The organism is Microcoleus vaginatus FACHB-2002 (genome assembly GCF_040004035.1).
In the GTDB taxonomy this organism is placed as follows: Bacteria; Cyanobacteriota; Cyanobacteriia; order Cyanobacteriales; family Microcoleaceae; genus Microcoleus; species Microcoleus vaginatus_C.
Map to the genome: position 1 here is coordinate 65,789 of NZ_JAMPLN010000020.1, position 18,235 is coordinate 84,023.

Consider the following 18,235-nt stretch of genomic DNA (forward strand, 5'->3'; position numbering starts at 1 on the left):
TTGTATTCAGGACTTTAATCCTCCATTCCCAATTCGGCAAGAAAAAACTCAAGTCCTGACTACAAACTTTTTATACATCTTTTGAGCAGAAAAAACTGAAGTGTGGACTACAAAATTGTGAAACTTTGGCTGCATCAGAAAGAAGTGAAGTTTCGGCTAAAAACCTTTTAAATCCGTTCCCGATACCTTCTGCGACAATAACTCTAACGAAAAATCCCTTTCAAGAACCAGCCAACAAAAATACCTATAAAAAAAGCTCCTATTTGACCAGTCGAAACAAAATTGTCCCAAGCTTTCTGGAAATTCGTAAAAATTTCGTAACTTTGACCCAAAAACACCGTCGAACTCAAATGAGATTTCAAAACTACCACGTGAGCGACATCATTCCAAGTAATCGAACTGGTTAATCCAGCAGTAATTTCCGGCATTAAATTAACTATCATGGTGACTTTCTCCTGCTAAAGGTGTTACCCTCAGTACAACCAATGTCATGTCATCTTCGTTACGATTGCCGATGCCAATAAACTGGTGAACGCGATCGAACAAATAATCCAAAATTTCTTCAGACTGCTGGTAATTTTGACAGGCCCACTGAAAAGCCGAGGTCAAGTTATCCTCGTCAAACCGATCGCCCCTTTGATTAGCAGCATCGGTAAATCCGTCTGTGTAATAAATAATAGTATCTCCTGGCTGCAATTGCACTTGAGCTTCTTGGTAATGCGAATCAGCATCCAGGCCAATTAACATTCCCTCCAAAGTATCGAGCTGAAGAATCGTATTAGTTGCAGCTTGCCACAGCAAAGGCGGGTGGTGAGCAGCATTGCTGTAACACAAAACGCGAGTTTTCGGGTCATACTCCGAATAAAACAGAGTCACAAAACGGTGGGAATTTTCCAAATCCGCGTGCATAACCCGGTTTAAATGTTGCAAAATTCTCGACGGCGAGTGGCGGTTCAACACCTCCGCCCGCAGCATACCCCGTGTCATCGTCATCAACAGGCCAGCCGGTACTCCTTTGCCCATCACGTCGCCGATCACAATGCTCCAGCGGCCCTTGTCGATTCTGGACTTGAGATTTTTAATTAGGGATGGGGGGTTTTCCCCCTCATTCTCCTTGCCGATCGGGTCATAGTCAGCGGGAATAAAATCATAATAATCTCCGCCGACTCTGCTAGCAGTTTGGCAGCGGGCGGCCACGTCAACACCCGGAATTTTTGGACAACTGCGGGGTTGCAGCCGCAATTGAATTTCCGCCCCGATTTCTAACTCTCTATCTAAGCGGTCTTTTTCCGCCAACTTAACAGAAAGTTCGTCTTTGCAAATAGCCACAGCAGTTTGATCCGCCACCAACCGAACTAATTTCTGTCTGCTGGGAGTCCAGAGATATTGTGGGTCACTGCTAAAAACATAAAGCCGCCCACGTTCCAAATTGTTGACTAAAATTGGCGCCCCAAACAAATGAACATCCGGGCCCAAATAACGACCGACTTGCAGGTCTAGACTAGAAGTTTGCCCAGAGGTTTCCGAAAACGATGCAGCAGTAGCGCCCACACCTGCTGTAGCTTGCCTGGTGGCGATTTCCAGCGCTTTTCGCATATCTTGGCACTGCCGTCCTTCCTGACAATGCAACTGCTGGAACCTGACTTGACCGTTGGGTTTGAACAGCACTAAAGCTCCCCCGTCGGCGTCCGTAACGCGAGTCGCCACCAAAGGCACCAACTCCAAAAATTGGTTGAGATTGTTAAAACTTCGCAGGGCAAATCCCAGCGAACCCAACATATCTTGAACGTTGTGCTGATATCGGTGCAAACGCGCCACCAGTTCTTTGAGGGCAAATACTGGCGTCGCGTCGGTGGAATTGCGACCCGAAGGGCGGTCTGCAGGTTGAGGTGAGGAGCGAGGCAAAGGCACAGCAGTCATTTTAAATTTGTGATTTTCGATCTTAGACGGAGGAGGAATGATTGAGGACTTACGGGCCACTTGAACAGAAACCCGTTTTTTTTTCGAGCAAGTAGTTTGGTTTGAGCGAGTAAATTGGGCACTAGGACATTGATATCAACTTAAGTCTAAAGTTCTTAAGAAATCTCGTTTATAGCTGAGTCTAGATACCCCCTAAATCCACGCTGCTTGCTCTACTTGGGGCGGCCCAAGACCGCAGCGGATCCCCTTAAGAAGAAGGGGGACTTTGACCATTTCCTGTCCCACCCGACTATCAAGGGGGCGCCAGGGGGATCTGGAAGAATGTGCAATCAGACAGCCGACTGATACTAAATTTGAGCTGAATTTGACACGCTTGCTTTGGCTCGCGGTTTGATCCCAACCAAGTAATAACAGAACGAAGGTATTGTTTCTAGATATTTATTTTTCACTTGATCGCTCGTGGCGATCGGCGCAAGTCCTGCGATGCTAGTTTGAGGTTAATAATTTGAGATTTTGAAGATCTGTGTCCGCCTCCCAAAGATGGGGGCGGCTGGCAAATGCCTCATCAATCTAAAATCTAAAATCTAAAATCGAGTAGGGCTTCCACAAATTCGTAACTAGAAAACGGACGCAAGTCTTCGATGCTTTCCCCGACTCCAATAAAGCGGATTGGCAGACCAAGCTGCTGCACTACTGCTAGGGCAACACCACCTTTAGCAGAACCGTCGAGTTTTGTCAATACTACTCCGCTTAATTTTGCCGATTCTGCGAACACTTCTGCCTGTCGCAAACCATTTTGACCCAGTGTGGCATCCAAGACCAGTAGAGATTCTACGGTAGCGCCTGGGGCTTTCTTATCTACAATGCGACGGATTTTACTTAATTCGTCCATCAGATTTTTTTTGTTTTGCAGGCGGCCTGCGGTGTCTACGATCAGCAGTTCTGTGCCTCGGGCGCTGGCAGCGGCGATCGCATCAAACACGACAGCAGCCGGATCGGTATTTTTCCCTGGGTTGGCAATAATTTCGACCCCACTGCGGGAACCCCAAACTTTCACCTGTTCGACGGCGGCGGCGCGGAAAGTGTCGGCGGCGGCAATTAGGGTTTTGTAGCCGGATTTTTGGGCAATATGGGCAAGTTTGCCGATCGTCGTAGTTTTGCCCGCACCGTTAACTCCTACAATCAACCAGATGTTAAAAGTGTCTTTTTCCGGGGCAAATGTCAGGCTGTAGGCGGGATTACCAGCGGCGGTTTCGGCACAGGGAGCGTCCAGAATATCGCGCAGAATCGTTTTCAGGTAGGCTAGAGCCTGTTCTGGCGGCAGCACTTCTTGTGTGAGTCTTTCTTGGAGGCGACTGATAATGATGTCGGTGGCTGCGACTCCGACATCGGCTTGTAGCAGCAAAGTCTCAATTTCGGCTACCGCGTCTTGATTGAGCGGGCCTTGACCGACGATCGCCTTTAGTCGATTAATTAAGCTGCGGCGCGTTCTTTCTAAGCCTTTCCGCAGTTTTTGCAGCCAAGTGATTTCTTCGACGGATACTTGGTCTGGTCGGCGGCCTTGACTGGCTAAAATTTCTGAGGACCACAGGAAGCCTTCGTCAAAGGCGAAACCGGGAATTTCTTGGATAATTGCCGCTCTCTCGGCGGCGGCTGCAATTACTTCTGGTTCTTCCAGGGCTGTTTCTTTAAGGCGTTCGATGCGCTCCATGCGATCGGCCTGAGCTCTGGCCCAAAACGGCAGGGCTTCGGCTGCTGCGCCCTCGGATGCGAGTGATTCGGTTTCTACAACCTCTGTTGCAGGTTCGGCAATTTCTATATTTTCTGCTGTAACTTCTAATTGTTGAGCAATAGGTGCAATGTCGATCGCCCCGGCTGTGGGTTGCAGAGTTTCTGGAATTTCTGCTGGGTTGGCTGCATCGAGCTCCATCGCCTCGGTTGCTTCAAGTGCGGCGGGTTCTGCAACTTCTGGAACTTCTGCAACGGTTGGTGCTGTGGGTACTGGTTCAAGTTCGATCGGCTCCGTTGCTTCAATAGTCGCCGGTTCTGCAACTTCTGCAACTGCCGCGCTTTCTGCTTCGGCTGCTGGAACATCGGGCGCTGCTGTCTCGGAAACTTCTGTTTCGGGTTTTTGCTGTTTTTGAATATTTTTGTAAGCAGCTTTTGCCCAATTTAGATAATCTTCGGCTACAGCGGGAGAGCCTTGCTCTGTTGCATCTGTTTGAGGCTCAACCGGTGCGGATTTTGCCGACTCATCTTGTGGCTGTTCGGGGGTTGCCTCTGTTTCAGAAGATTTGCTTTCGCTGTACTGGCGACGAAACCAATTAAATACCATAGGAAATTGGGAATATAGTTATTAGTCCTTAGTTTAGAGCGGATTGCGAATTGCGGATTGTGGATTGCTAATGACTCTGGGTAAGCTTCGCGCCCCGGCGTGCACCCTCCGGGTAAGGTACTCACCAAGCACCCGGAGGACTGAGGACTAAGGACTAGGGACTAACAACTTCTGCATTGATTTTATCGACTACTCGGCGGAGGACTCCGTTGATGAAGCGATGTCCTTCGTCGCCGCTGTAGCGTTTTGCGAGTTGGACGGCTTCGTTGACGCTGACTTGTTCGGGTAAGCCCAGATATAGCATTTCGGCGATCGCGATTCTCATGATATCTCGATCAATCCGGGGCAACCGTTCTATTTGCCAATCTACAAGGGCTTCCGAGAGCAATTCATCAATTTGAACACGGTTGGCGCTGACTTTCGTCAGGATTTGCAAAGCATAGGTGCGGACATCTTGCTGGTTGGCTAGCTGGATCAGTTCTGGAAACTCCATTGCTGAACCGAGACGGTTGATTGCGGTTTGGGTGAGTTCGACTGCTTCCCGCACCATTGTTCTAGCACTTTGTATATCGGCGGCGCGGATTTCGCTGGCAAGCAGTTTGTCGCTACTCCGCTGCACTTCGGATGCTGCTGCTTCTAGGGATTCTTGAACTTCTGCTGTCAGGGTACGGATGGCGGCGAGGAGAACATCTTGCAGTTTCTTGGCTTCTAAGAGTTCTGGATTCGTTGGCAGTTGGCTGATGCCGAGGAGTGCGAGTTCGCGTGCTGTTTCGCGGGCTTTTTTCATAGTTTTTAGATAGGAATTGAGAATTTAGGAAGTTTTTCGATCGCGCGCGGACTTGAACTTTAGCAGAAAACTCGACTAAAAGCGTTACAAGACCAGCCGTCTGACTCGCCAGCGGCGGGTAGTTTACAGATAGTTCACTGTCAAACCTAAGATTTATGCTCGAAACCGGGTTTCTGAGTATAGGCTTTCTCGGTTTGGGCTGGTTTTGTCGAAATATTATCTGCTATGGGGAAAGTTTACACGGTCTTACGGGCCACTAAAGATGTCTTGGTTCACTCTTCTTCGACTGGAACAGCCTGGTATCTTGATTCGGATACCAAGGGTTCGAGTGTTTTGCCCTTGATTTTTTCGGGGGTTACGGGAACTGAGTTGCTGGGGTTGACGATGCCGCCAGAGATGATCACTTTAAAGGCATCTTCGATCGACATTGACAAATTGACTAAATCTGCTTCGGGGACGATAGCGTACCATCCGGTAGTGGGGTTCGGAGTGGTGGGGATGAAAATGCCGATCGGAGTTTCACCGGAAAGGTGAGGTGGGATGTCGTTACTCTCGATCGTACCGGTCACAAATGCTAAGGTCCAGATTCCCCGCCGGGGATATTCCACTAACACCACGCGGCGAAATTTGTCGTTTGATTTGAGGAGGGTTCCCAGCAGTTGTTTGAGGGTTTTGTAAACCGAACCGGCTAGGGGAATTGCCTGCAACAGGCGTTCGCCAAAGTCTAGCAGCCACTTGCCGAAAATGTTGCGGGCCATTAAACCGATGACTAAGATGCTCAGCAGGGGTACAGCCAGCCCTACTAAAAGATTTAGCAGATTCACCAAAATCGGGTGGAGCCCGTCAAAAGGGTTGATCTGCTTGGGAATTTTGGTGAGAAAATTGATGACCCAACTGGCGACGGTAATTGTCAGCCAGATGGTGGTAGCTAAGGGGATCACTACCAATAGTCCTGCGATCAGGTCGTTTTTTAAGTCTTGTTTGATGCGTTGGAGCACGGCGGGTCAAATCTCCTCGTAACTGGTTGCCAATAACCTGAATAAAGCTGAGACTAAAGCAACTGCACGGGCTTTACTGGAAGTCACCATAGACGATGGTTTTCAATTCTGCTAAACCCTACCCTTTCTGAGGGGGAAGAGTTAGGGATCGCCGGTGCTGTACCTCTATTTTAAAGAATTATTGCAAGTTGGCGCTTGGTTTTAATATATGCGGGCTGTGCAGCAGCTCACCGTATTGTATATTTTAAGACACTTTGGGTTTGTTCAATCAATAAGCCGATCGGTCAGAGGCAGCCAGGGAGTGCAAGTGTAGGGAGTCCAGAGAAAATTTTCTGGGATTTGTATAGGAATTTAATTGGTCGATCGAGCTTTCTCAGATTTTCGGCTGGGTGGCACTTCGTTGTACCGAATTCAGGGGAATCTATGCAGGTTGAATGCAGTGTCTATGCAAAAATCTATCTTGGGATAGATGCAGTGTGACCACTTATTACTACAATATAGGTGATTTTTGATGGGCGACAACGATAAACAAGGCAACAGTTGCCTACCATCCAACACTTGCATATTAGGCAAATCCGGCAAAAAGTAAAGCAGACAGACCAGCAACTTTGACTTTTTTTGACAGGATCTATCTATATTCAGGAAATAAGGGCAGAATTCAAGCGAAGTCGAGTTTCAAAGGAGCGGCAAAGCAATATATAATTAACTCGGCCATCACTACAAAAAAAAATAATCTGCCAAACGAGGTAGCAGTAGTTAGTAGCAAGCGAGATAAATTACTACATAGATAGTTGTTTCTAGCCAGAAGAGCGAAACTATTTGTTCAACAGGGTCTACCTAAACTGCTGCAGTGAAGCAAGACTCCAGCGATGCCGATTCCTTGGAAGCCGACGAAAGTTAAGGAAAAACAAGCGTACTAGCCGATAACCTCAGAGCGGGGGTTCACCTAGCGGCAAGCAGCAATAGACTTGATTAGAAGCTAGGATTGAGATATGAATGCTCAACTCATCAAACCAATTGATTTTTACATTTTTTTATGCCATTAAAAACGCAAGACTTTTTTGGGCTTCACTTAACCAGTCGCAGCCCGATCAAATTTTGTATCCGATAATTAATATTTAAGTAAAAGGAATTTTTGTGAAAACGCTCAGTATCCTCTTAGTAGAAGACAGTCCCCTAGATGCCGAACTGATTGAGGCATATCTAATGGATGGTGGGCTCCAATTTTCTCTGGTGTGTGTGGAAACTCGAGAAGACTTTGCCACGGCGCTGGAAAAACAACGTTTTGACATTATTTTGGCAGATTATATGCTGCCTTGTTTTAACGGGATAGCTGCACTGGAAATCGCCCACACTACTTGTCCGGGAGTGCCGTTTATTTTTGTTTCGGCTACTTTGGGCGAGGAAGTGGCGATCGAAACTTTGAAAAGCGGCGCTACTGATTATGTTCTCAAACGCCGTTTGATACGCCTGGTGCCGTCGATTCAGCGGGCCCTGCGGGAAGTTCAAGAACGAAATGAGCGCAAGCAAGCTGAAGCACAGCAGCAGGAGAGCGAAGCGAGATTTCGGATTATGGCAGATACCGCGCCTGTGATGATTTGGATGTCGGACACTGACCAACTTGGCGATTACTTTAACAAAGTTTGGCTGGAGTTTACCGGTAGAACTTTGGCGCAAGAAATGGGCACGGGTTGGATGGAAAACTTGCACCCCGATGACTTACCAGAATGTCTGGATATTTACCAAAAAGCCTTCAAAGCTGGCAGCGACTATCGGATTGAATGTCGCATGAGACGCTATGACGGGGAATACCGTTGGGTTTTGGGTACAGGCGTACCCCGGTACAGGTCTGATCGCACTTTTGCCGGTTACATCGGTTCTTACATCGATATTAGCGATCGAAAACAGGCAGAACAAGAACGCGCTGCGGCTTTGTCCCGCGAACAAGCAGCGAGGTTGCAAGCAGAAGAAACTGCTAAAGCGCTGCAATTGGCAAACGATCAAATTACTAACATTCTCGAAAGCATTACCGATGCTTTTATCGCTGTTGATTTAAATTGGAACTATACCTATGTCAACCACCAAGCTATTGAGCTGTTAGGCAGACCAAAAGCTGAACTGATTGGTAAAAAATTTTGGGATATATTTCCCTGGGCGGTCGATTTACCGTTTTACAAAATGGCTACCAAAGCATTAGCAGAAAAAGTAACGATCGAGTATGAGGGATTCGTACCGTTATGGAATAAGTGGTTGAAGATGCGTTTTTATCCTTCCGATTCTGGTTTGTCGGCTTACATCCAAGACGTTACCGATCGCAAGCAAACAGAAGCTGCACTCCAAGCTAGCGAAGAAAAGCTGAGAATGTTAGCCGAAGCTAACTTGATAGGAATTATCTTCGGGGATGTGAACGGCGCTATCATCGAGGCTAACGATGAATTTTTGCGGATAGTTGGTTACACGCGGGAACAGTTGCAGCGCGGGGAATTAAACTGGATTGACCTCACGCCCCCGGAGTACCAGTCTCTCGACAAGAAGGGGATTGCAGAAGCACAAGCAACGGGGGCTTGCACTCCCTACGAAAAGGAATTCTGGAGGAGAGACGGCAGCCGGATTCCGGTGTTGATCGGATATGTTTTGCTGGCCCAAAAGCGGCAAGAATCGGTGGCTTTTATTCTCGACTTGACGGTGGGCAAGCAGTTGGAAAGAGAACTGCACGATCGAGCCCAGGAATTGGCGCGGGCGAACCGGATTAAAGACGAGTTTCTAGGAACTTTGTCCCACGAATTGCGAACGCCGCTGAATGCGATGCTGGGATGGGCACAACTGTTGCGAAACCGCAAGTTTGACGAAAAAACCACTGTTCGGGCTCTGGAAACGATCGACCGCAATACACGCTCGCTGGCAACTCTGATCGAGGATTTGCTAGACGTGTCCCAGATTATTAGCGGGAAACTGTCGCTGAATTTGCGTTGGGTGGATGTGATTTCGACTGTTGAGGCTGCGATCGATACTCTCGCGCCCGCGATTGCGGCCAAAAATATTGAAATTGTGACGGATTTCGACCCAACTACCGGGCGGATTTTTGCCGATTCGGGCCGGTTGCAGCAGGTAGCCTGGAATTTGCTGTCGAATGCGATTAAGTTTACTCCCGATGGCGGACAGGTGAAGGTGGCGGTGCGAAAGATGCAGGGGACTTTGGCCCATGAGGAATCCGCTTGCTGTAAAAAATTGTCGCCCGCTACTGTGGAAATTGAGGTTAGCGACACGGGACAAGGGATTTCAGAAGAGTTTTTGCCGCACGTTTTCGAGCGGTTCAGCCAAGCGGACAGCTCTACAAGGCGATCGTACAACGGATTGGGTTTGGGTTTGGCCCTAGTGCGGCATTTTGTGGAAATGCACGGGGGGACGGTGCAAGCCGAATCGGCCGGGAAGGGAAAAGGGTCGAGGTTTTTAGTGAGATTGCCAATTCAACACCTTCCTGGCGACGGCGGATTTTCTGTTGCCGGACTCGGGGAGTTGGCGATTCCTCTAAGCAAGGCGCGAGCCCCTGTAAAGGAGTCTTTTGTCAACAGCAATCTTTCTGGAGTGCGGGTATTGGTGGTCGATATCGACGCGGATTCCCTGGATTTTGCCTCTACCGTGCTCGAAGATTGCGGGGCCCAGGTGGAGACTGCTAGCTCTGGAAAGGGTGCGTTGGAGGCGATTGAAAGGCTGAATCCGGATGTGTTGGCGATCGATATCGGGATACAGGCCCTTGACGGAGAGGCTCTGCTGCAACAAGTGCGATCGCGGATGGTGGACAGGGAAATTCCGGCGTTGGCGTTCACGGCGGTTGGTAGGGTAGAGGAACGCATACGGGCACTGCAGGAAGGTTTTCAAATTTATGTGCCCAAGCCGATCGAGCCTGCTGAGTTGGTAGCGGTGGTGGCAAGTTTGGTGGGGCGATCGAACGATTTTAGATTTTAGATTTTAGATTGACTCCGCGAGGACGGAAATCCTAACTACAAACCAATTTTCTTGCCTTCGAGCGATCGAAGAATTCGGGTAAAAAACGTTTTTTTTAGTATTAATCTGAACTAGAGCTAATTTGTCAATGCCCAAAAGTTATAAATTTAATTTCGCTCAAAGTTGGTAGTTTTTGATACTGATAGCAGTGTCAAAAAACAATGCAACTATCAGCCGACGAGCCAAACCCTGATAACCATCAGTAGTCCGACTTCTAAAATCTAAAATCTAAAATTTAAAATCTAAAATCTAAAATTGTATGAGGTGGAGGGACGATCGCCCTTAACACTATTTCCTCACATATCAAGTTCAGCAATTAGCTACTTCATTAAGCATGACTCTTAGTTACAATTAACCTAATTTGTCATACCCTAAAAGTTATAAATTTAATTTAAGTCAAAGTTTTTAGCTTTTGAGCAGAGGTGCAGGGACGATCGCCTTTAACAGCATCTCCTTAAATATCAAGTTCAGCAACGAGATGCTTCATTAGAAAAATATTCGGCCGGCGTAAATGCTTCTAACACTCCTCTATTGCCCGCCGTGCAAGGATTTTTTTGTTTTTGGATGTGGACTGGTCGCCCGCTTCCCACTATCGAGGGCTAGATACCAATTGCACCCGGCCGGCATCCATTTCATCCATTAATAACTCTAAAGCCTCATAATCAATATCCGAGATGTACCCCAAACGGGTAAGCTCGTAGTTGATTTCGTTTTCAATGTCTGGCGTCAACTGCTTAATGTAGAGGGCTTTTTCTACAAGTTGACGAATAGCATGAGTTGCTTGCATAGTAAGTCGGAGAACTCCGTACAGTTTAATTTTCCTCTGAAGTGTCGAGCAAATAGGTGATCTAGATCAGAACTCATAAGTGATTTAAATTACATTGTTCAGTTTTATCTGACAGCTAGGGCAAAGTCGATCGCAATTTTTAGAGTTACCAAGACTCAACCTGCTGGCATTAATAAAAAATAGTATAGTAGCTTACGTTTCCTGCCCAAATCTTACGCAAAATTTCATAAAAAAGAGTCAATAAATAAAGATTCAGTAAAATCACTGAAAAGAACTGGTCAGTTTGCCTCAGATTAAGTTAGGCTCAGAGTAATCAAGTAGGTTTAGGCTTACATCCGTCCAGCGCAGTAGTTGAAAATACGTAGCAATCATAGGTTTGACATATGCAGACACTTCTTGCCCATAAACCAATTACGGTGATTCGACCCCTAGACTACCTGAATGCAGCCACCTGCGGAGAATTCGGACGGCAACTAGCGACAGCAATTGCAGCCCCCGGAGTGGTAGCGGTACTCGTAGATTTGGGTGCAGTAACATTTATTGACAGTGCCGGTTTGATGGCATTGGTTTCGGGCCTGAAGCAGGCGAAAAAAATGGGGCGCAGGTTTAGTCTTTGCTCGGTATCCCCCGGCATTAAGATGATTCTGGAACTCAGCCAACTCGATCGAGTATTTGAGATATTTGAAAATGTCGATAGCTTTGAAGCCGAAAACTCCTGCGTAAACCAGCACTGGTAGAGGTTCCTCCTCGGCGAAAACAAGCAACAAAACACAGCAAATTCGGTTAAATGCCGAACAGACAGACGGCTGTCGTTGGCGTGTTGGCAGATTTTAAGGTAGGCTGCTTAAGAGTCGCAAATATTTAGCGAGTCGAGCCGTGGCAGTAAAAGTCGAAGAATTACTTACAGCAGACATTAATCAGCCTGCTCGTTATCTGGGAAACGAATTGGGATCTACGCACAAGCCTTGGGACGAGGCATTGGTGCGCTGGGTTCTCACTTACCCAGAAGTTTATGAAGTTGGTGCTTCCAATCTGGGGCACATCATCCTTTACAACATTTTGAACGCAGGGCCGAGACAGTTGTGCGATCGGGCTTATTTGCCCGCCCCTGACTTGGCAGCAAAACTGCGATCGACCAAAACTCCGCTGTTTGCCGTAGAATCGAGGCGATCGCTCACAGAATTTGATATTCTGGGCTTCAGCCTCAGCTACGAACTCGGAGCCACAAACATTCTGGAAATGCTGGATTTAGCCGGCATTCCCCTAACTTGGCAAGAAAGAGCGACCAATCCCCAAAACGGTCAAATGCCGCTGATTTTTGCTGGCGGGCAAACGGCAACTTCTAACCCCGAACCCTACGCGGACTTTTTTGACTTCATCGCTTTGGGAGATGGAGAAGAGTTGCTGCCAGAAATTGGCTTGATTTTGGCAGAAGGCAAAACAAATAATTTGAGCCGAGAAGCATTGCTGCTGGATTTAGCGCAAATTCCCGGTGTCTACGTCCCGCAATTCTACGATATGGCGGCCGACGGTTCTGTTCATCCCAACCGCCCGCAAGTTCCAGAACGAATTCTGCGCCGCGTGGCAACTCCGATACCAGCTTATTCGATCGGCCTGGTTCCCTACGTCCAGACAGTACACGACAGACTGACAGTAGAAATCCGCCGGGGATGCACCCGCGGGTGTCGCTTTTGTCAGCCGGGAATGCTGACTCGCCCCGCGCGCGATGTCGAACCGCAGCAAGTCGTAGAGGCGATAGAACAGGGGATGCAAGCCACCGGGCACAGCGAGTTTTCCCTGCTTTCCCTGAGTTGTTCCGATTATCTGGCACTCCCAGCAGTCGGCATGGAAATCAAAAATCGCCTGAAAGATAAAAATATTTCTCTGTCTCTACCCAGCCAGCGGGTTGACAGATTTGACGATAATATTGCCGACATTCTCGGCGGGACGCGGCAAGGCGGTTTGACTTTTGCCCCGGAAGCTGGTACTCAGCGGATGCGGGACATCGTTAACAAAGGTTTGACCAACGAAGAATTGCTTCGTGGTGTCAAAACTGCGGTCGATCGCGGCTGGGATAAAATCAAGCTGTATTTTATGATTGGTTTGCCAGGAGAAACAGATTTTGATGTTCTCGGCATCGCCGAAACAGTCCGCTGGCTGCACCGGGAATGCAGGATCAATGGCAGGCGGGGACTGAATTTTAACTTGACAATTTCTAATTTTACGCCTAAGCCTCACACTCCTTTTCAGTGGCACTCGGTTTCTACTGCTGAGTTTTCCCGCAAGCAAAAACTCCTGAAGGAAGAGTTTCGAGGGATGCGGGGCGTCAAGGTGAATTACACTGATGTGCGGATTTCGGCAATGGAGGATTTTGTCGGACGGGGCGATCGACGTTTGGCTGCTGTAGTCCGCCGCGCTTGGGAACTTGGCGCGGGTATGGATGCGTGGTGGGAAAGCTTGGATCAGGCTTACAAAGCTTGGACTCAGGCAATAGATGAATCGGGCCTTACTTGGAAATACCGCCAAGTCGAAAGCGGCGAGTGGAATCTTTTTGAGAAGGAAGAAGGAAGTTCGGCAACGGATTCTGTAACGGATGTAACGGATGTCAGTCCGATGGAAGTCGGAAGAGAAATCAAGGAAGATTTTCCCAATTCTCCGGATCTTCCCCTCTCCGCTTCCCCCACTCTCCCCCTCTCCCCCTCCCCCTCTCTCCCCCTCTCTCTCGATCAGGCCCTGCCTTGGGATCACTTAGATACGGGAATCGACAAAAACTGGCTGAAAATTGACTTGCAAAAGGCTTTAGAAGCAGCGACGGTTCCCGACTGTTCCTTTGAAGGGTGTTCGCGCTGCGGGGTTTGTGGCACCGATTTCGGACACAATGTGGTTGTGGATGCGCTGCCAATTCCAGAGTTTGCTGGGGAGTTTGTTCCGAATACGGAGCGGAAACAGCGTGTGCGGGTTTGGTTCGGGAAGGTGGGCGATATGGCTTTGGTTGGTCATTTGGATTTGATCCGATTGTTCGATCGAGTAGTCCGCAGAGCCGATTTGCCGATTTCGTTTACCGGCGGGTTTCACCCGAACCCTCGGATTTCTCTGGCAAATGCTCTCCCTCTGGGTGTTACCAGCACTGGGGAAATTGCCGACTTTGAGCTCACTGAGTCGATCGATATTGAGAGTTTTCGGGAAAAATTGGCGGCTAAGCTGCCGGAAAATATTCCGATTTACAAGGTTGAGTCGATCGATCTCAAGGCTCCTTCTGCTAACCAGTTGTTAGAAGCAGCGGAGTACGTAATTACTGTGGCCTCCGCAGGCTCGTTGACAGAAAATGGCGAATTAGGTCGGGAAAATGCTGCTCCTGTCTCGGTGGCTCCTGATGCCAACTGGGAAGCTTGGGTCAAGACGATCGTCGAAACCGAGGCTTTTTGGCGGGTGCATACTACTAAGTCGGGAAAGACGCAGAATGTCAATTTACGCGAAAGGCTGCACAAACTAGAACTTGTAGAGCAGAAACCAGACAGCAGCACCTCTGCCTCTGGTACTACATCCGAAGGTAGAGCCGTCTTGCGCTTTACCGGGAGTTGTCGCAGCGACGGCAACTTGCTAAAGCCAGAACATATTATTTTCATGCTCGAACAAGTCAGCCAGCAGGAAATTCAGCTTCTACAGGTTGAGCGTAGTCAGCTCATCCTGGGTTATGGTTAAGATAGGGAAGCTCTGGTGGAATATTTCACCTTCGGCTCTCGATCGGGATGTGTCGTTTCACGCTATAATCGCTTGTTATGGAAGCCGCGGCGGCTCGAGCGCTTTAGTCGCTCGCCGCCCTCGTCAACCAGCAACGCGGGCTGGGTGCAAATTGCTTCTGTTCAAGACTTCAAGCCTTTTTGTTGTACATTCACGGGCTCAATCTAGCGCCAAACCCGCAAAAGCGGGGTCTGAACCAAATTTAGCGATTAATTTCGATCGATCGACTGGTTGTCGGTGGTCGGCTTATTCAAAAATCTCACGGTTCAAACCGCAGAGCGGGTATTCAACAATAGATGTTTTTGACGGGTCAAAAAACGGAGATAAGCCCCCGACTTAAGTCGTGGAGAACCAAAAATTTTAGATTTTAGATTAAAGTTCCAGCTCCCAGATTTATCTGTGGAGTAAATCTAAAATCTAGAACCTAAAATCTAAAATCGACTGACCCGTCAAAAAACGGAGATAAGCCCCCGACTTAATTCGTGGAGAACCAAAAATTTTAGATTTTAGACTCTAGTTCAATCTCCCAGATTCATCTGTGGAGTAAATCTAAAATCTAAAATTTAAAATCTAAAATCGACTGACCCGTCAAAAAACGGAGATAAGCCCCCGACTTAATTCGTGGAGAACCCAAATTTTAGATTTTAGACTAAATTTCAATCTCCCAGATTCATCTGTGGAGTAAATCTAAAATCTAAAATCTAAAATCTAAAATCGACTGACGAGGTTTTAGGGTTGGCAGGGGCGGAGGTTGCAGTCGAATGCCAAGCTGGGGTATGTTGAGTGCGATCGCGCAAGAATTCAACAAAAGTCTAGGCGCTTTCACTCCTACCTACTTTCCCTCAAAACCAGCCCTCTACCACCACGCAAGCGGAGTTATCAGTTCGTAGTGTTAAGTTGTGTGTTAAGAAATTGGTACGGTGTCAATGAATTTATTCGCTGAGTTCAAAGGAAGAGTTGTAAGTGTTGAATTTTGAGTATTGATTTCGCAATTCTCAACTCAAATCTCAATATTGCTAACTCGATAAAAGCCTCCTTATTTCTATCTCTCAGATTTATCTGCTGAGCATAACTCATAACTCTGTACGGGCGGGTTTAACTACTTTATCTGTAACAGTTAACACTGAACAGCCAACAGTTAACAGTTAACAGTGAACGATCAACAGTTAAATTTCCTTCCTCCCTGCACCAACTCACAGCTCATAACTCTTCAAGCTACTACTAATTACAGTCAAAGTCAGAAACACTTTTGTGCGTAAGTGTCTCTAACTTGCTGCCAGTTTTTTGAGGAAATTGAATGACAAAGCAGATAGTTATAGCAGAGCAGCATCGCATTGCTGCCGTCTTTTCAGAAGATCAAATCCAAGAACTTGTGGTAGCCACAGGCAGCCACCAAGTCAGTGACATTTATTTGGGAATTGTTGAAAATGTACTTCCTGGGATAGATGCGGCCTTCGTCAATATTGGGGACCCAGAACGTAACGGGTTCATGCACGTAACAGACCTCGGCCCGCTGCGTCTTAAACGCTCGGCAGGAGCAATTACAGAACTCCTGACCCCCCAGCAGAAAGTGGTGGTACAGGTAATGAAAGAACCGACGGGCAGCAAAGGCCCCCGGCTAACAGGCAACATTACCCTGCCGGGCCGCTATTTGGTACTGATGCCCTACGGCAGGGGAGTCAATCTCTCGCGGCGGATCAAGTCGGAAGCCGAGCGCAACCGCCTCAGAGCCCTGGCTATTTTGGTGAAACCGGCCGGGATGGGGCTGCTGGTACGCACTGAAGCTGAAGGGATGACCGAAGAAGCGATCATGGAAGATTTGGAAGTCCTCCAAAAACAATGGGAAGCCGTTCAACTCGAAGGCGGTACTTCGCGGGCGCCGGCACTTCTCAACCGGGATGACGATTTTATCCAGCGGGTGCTGCGAGATATGTTCAGCGGTGACGTGAATCGGATTGTGGTGGACTCGCAAAATGGAATTAAGCGGGTGAAGCAGCAGTTGATGAGCTGGAACGGCGGTAAACTTCCTGCGGGAGTTTTGATCGACCACCACCGAGAGCGCGCCTCGATTTTAGAATTTTTCCGCGTTAACGCTGCGATTCGAGAAGCCCTCAGACCGAGGGTGGATTTGCCTTCGGGTGGTTATGTGATTATCGAGCCGACTGAGGCGCTGACGGTGATCGATGTCAACTCTGGCTCGTTTACTCGATCGGCGACGGCTCGGGAAACGGTACTCTGGACAAATTGCGAAGCAGCCACGGAAATTGCTAGACAACTGCGGTTACGCAATATTGCCGGGGTGATTATTGTTGACTTTATTGACATGGAATCCCGCCGCGATCAGTTGCAGGTGCTGGAACATTTCAATAAAGCTCTCAAAGCTGACAAAGCTCGGCCGCAAATCGCTCAACTTTCGGAATTGGGACTGGTAGAACTGACCCGCAAGCGCCAAGGTCAAAATATTTACGAGTTGTTTGGCCACAGTTGTCCTACTTGCAGCGGGTTGGGTCATCTGGTGCAACTCCCCGGAGAAGAAGACTTCGCCGCAGCGGTGCGGGAATCGGGCGATCGCACTGTTGCTACATCGAACCGCGTTTTGTTGAATTTGCCAGAAGGATTGGAACGCCGCAGCTTGACGCCTGTGGCGGCTGCAACTCCTGCCCCGGTGCGGGAAGAACGCCCCCCCGAACCTGCTCGGGCTGCTTGGGAACCTCAGAGCGAAAGTTTGGATTTTGAGACCGGCAGTAACGCCTCGCCTTTGGACTTGCTCAACCATCCCAGCTATCAGGATTTGGGGAACGGAACTAGACGGCGCCGCCGCCGCCGGATTGGCGAAGAGCCTTTTGCTCTCCCGGCGGAGGAGGAACCTGTACGTAGCAAGTTGCGGCTGCCGAATACTTCGAGCGCGCCCGTCGCGGATACGCGCTCTGAGTATCTGGCCCCCCCCGGCATCCGGGCCGCGTCGGAGGGCTTCGGGCTGGTGAATATGGCGACTGCTGGCAGGCGCGAGGATTTCGATCGCGTGCGTCCGGCTAAGTCTGAGTTGATGAAGCCGATGGTGGAGCCTCCAGAGGTGATTTCGGTGGAAATGACGGCGGAGGAGCAGGATGTTTATGCTCTGATGGGGGTTTCTCCTTTGGTGCTTACCGATCGCAGCGTGAAAAATCCTAAAAATGCGATCGTTTCGGTGACTCTCCCCGGAGCGGCCCCGAACAAGCCGCCTTTCGAGCAGCTCGAATTTGAGTTTGAAGCGACGACGCCTCCACAGAATGTTGAGGATGAGGAACGGGATTATTATCCAGAAAGGTCGGTAGTTGAGCCTGTTTTTTCTGAGGCCGATGATGATGATGATGATGATGATGAGTCCCAAATTTATGGCGAGAGTTTGATCGACCAAACTGATGATTTTGATCGGATGGAGGAACCCAGTGATGTGATGGACGAATCCTATGAGCCGATCGAATCCCATGAGCCGATCGAATCCCATGAGCCGATCGAATCCCATGAGGCGATCGAATCCCATGAACCGATCAAATCCCATGAGCCGATCGAATCCCATGAACCGATAGAAGCCAGCCAACCCAGCCAACCCAGCGAGCCCGAGGAGCCTGCTATCAACCGTCGCCGCCGCCGCCGCTCGTCAGCCGTTGTGGATGAGTGAT

The 18,235-nt window shown here is 48.7% G+C and carries 11 protein-coding genes; 5 read left to right on the forward strand and 6 right to left on the reverse strand.

Features of this window, described 5'->3' with window-relative positions; all coding sequences use genetic code 11:
- Window positions 1-203: 203 nt before the first annotated feature.
- From NDI35_RS17825 to NDI35_RS17845, 5 genes are all read right to left on the reverse strand, one after another.
- Window positions 204-443, reverse strand: coding sequence for a hypothetical protein (locus NDI35_RS17825; RefSeq protein ID WP_445313902.1), 240 nt, complete (start codon window positions 441-443; stop codon window positions 204-206).
- Window positions 433-1,920, reverse strand: coding sequence for a SpoIIE family protein phosphatase (locus NDI35_RS17830; RefSeq protein WP_445313903.1), 1,488 nt, complete (start codon window positions 1,918-1,920; stop codon window positions 433-435). The genes NDI35_RS17825 and NDI35_RS17830 overlap by 11 nt, the downstream gene beginning before the upstream one ends.
- Window positions 1,921-2,497: 577 nt before the next feature.
- Window positions 2,498-4,255 carry a signal recognition particle-docking protein FtsY gene (gene ftsY, locus NDI35_RS17835; protein ID WP_445313904.1) on the reverse strand — a complete coding sequence of 586 codons (1,758 nt, stop codon included), beginning with the start codon at window positions 4,253-4,255 and terminating at the stop codon, window positions 2,498-2,500.
- Between the two features lie 154 nt (window positions 4,256-4,409).
- Window positions 4,410-5,042, reverse strand: coding sequence for a transcription antitermination factor NusB (gene nusB / locus NDI35_RS17840; RefSeq protein ID WP_333177448.1), 633 nt, complete (start codon window positions 5,040-5,042; stop codon window positions 4,410-4,412).
- Window positions 5,043-5,314: 272 nt separating this feature from the next.
- Entirely contained in the window at window positions 5,315-6,040 is a 726-nt protein-coding gene (locus NDI35_RS17845) for a DUF502 domain-containing protein (RefSeq protein WP_333150796.1), read from the reverse strand.
- A gap of 1,137 nt (window positions 6,041-7,177) precedes the next feature.
- Here NDI35_RS17845 and NDI35_RS17850 point away from each other — a divergent pair.
- Window positions 7,178-10,006 carry a PAS domain S-box protein gene (locus tag NDI35_RS17850; protein ID WP_445313905.1) on the forward strand — a complete coding sequence of 943 codons (2,829 nt, stop codon included), beginning with the start codon at window positions 7,178-7,180 and terminating at the stop codon, window positions 10,004-10,006.
- A 628-nt stretch (window positions 10,007-10,634) separates the two neighbouring features.
- Here NDI35_RS17850 and NDI35_RS17855 read toward each other — a convergent pair.
- Complete coding sequence (locus NDI35_RS17855) at window positions 10,635-10,832, reverse strand: hypothetical protein (protein WP_445313906.1); 198 nt, start codon at window positions 10,830-10,832, stop codon at window positions 10,635-10,637.
- 383 nt (window positions 10,833-11,215) lie between these two features.
- Between NDI35_RS17855 and NDI35_RS17860 the strand changes: the two genes are divergently transcribed.
- The 4 genes from NDI35_RS17860 to rne all read left to right on the forward strand — a co-directional run bounded on the left by NDI35_RS17860 (window position 11,216) and on the right by rne (window position 18,234).
- The gene (locus NDI35_RS17860) at window positions 11,216-11,569 is read left to right on the forward strand and encodes an STAS domain-containing protein (protein WP_445313907.1); all 354 of its coding nucleotides are present in this window, start codon (window positions 11,216-11,218) and stop codon (window positions 11,567-11,569) included.
- 139 nt (window positions 11,570-11,708) lie between these two features.
- Window positions 11,709-14,534, forward strand: a complete 2,826-nt coding sequence (locus NDI35_RS17865; protein ID WP_445313908.1) for a TIGR03960 family B12-binding radical SAM protein — start codon at window positions 11,709-11,711, stop codon at window positions 14,532-14,534.
- 800 nt (window positions 14,535-15,334) lie between these two features.
- Window positions 15,335-15,463 (forward strand): hypothetical protein, encoded by a 129-nt coding sequence (locus tag NDI35_RS17870; protein WP_333073291.1) that lies wholly within the window; start codon window positions 15,335-15,337, stop codon window positions 15,461-15,463.
- Between the two features lie 407 nt (window positions 15,464-15,870).
- Window positions 15,871-18,234 (forward strand): ribonuclease E, encoded by a 2,364-nt coding sequence (gene rne / locus NDI35_RS17875; protein WP_445313909.1) that lies wholly within the window; start codon window positions 15,871-15,873, stop codon window positions 18,232-18,234.
- The last annotated feature ends 1 nt before the right edge of the window (window position 18,235 follow it).

Coding starts and splice junctions, on each gene's coding strand:
- nusB (WP_333177448.1), bottom strand. CDS start 5,042: ATGAAAAAAGCCCGCGAAACAGCACGCGAACTCGCACTCCTCGGCATC.
- ftsY (WP_445313904.1), bottom strand. CDS start 4,255: ATGGTATTTAATTGGTTTCGTCGCCAGTACAGCGAAAGCAAATCTTCT.
- NDI35_RS17830 (WP_445313903.1), bottom strand. CDS start 1,920: ATGACTGCTGTGCCTTTGCCTCGCTCCTCACCTCAACCTGCAGACCGC.
- NDI35_RS17825 (WP_445313902.1), bottom strand. CDS start 443: ATGATAGTTAATTTAATGCCGGAAATTACTGCTGGATTAACCAGTTCG.
- NDI35_RS17870 (WP_333073291.1), top strand. CDS start 15,335: ATGCCAAGCTGGGGTATGTTGAGTGCGATCGCGCAAGAATTCAACAAA.
- NDI35_RS17855 (WP_445313906.1), bottom strand. CDS start 10,832: ATGCAAGCAACTCATGCTATTCGTCAACTTGTAGAAAAAGCCCTCTAC.
- NDI35_RS17860 (WP_445313907.1), top strand. CDS start 11,216: ATGCAGACACTTCTTGCCCATAAACCAATTACGGTGATTCGACCCCTA.
- rne (WP_445313909.1), top strand. CDS start 15,871: ATGACAAAGCAGATAGTTATAGCAGAGCAGCATCGCATTGCTGCCGTC.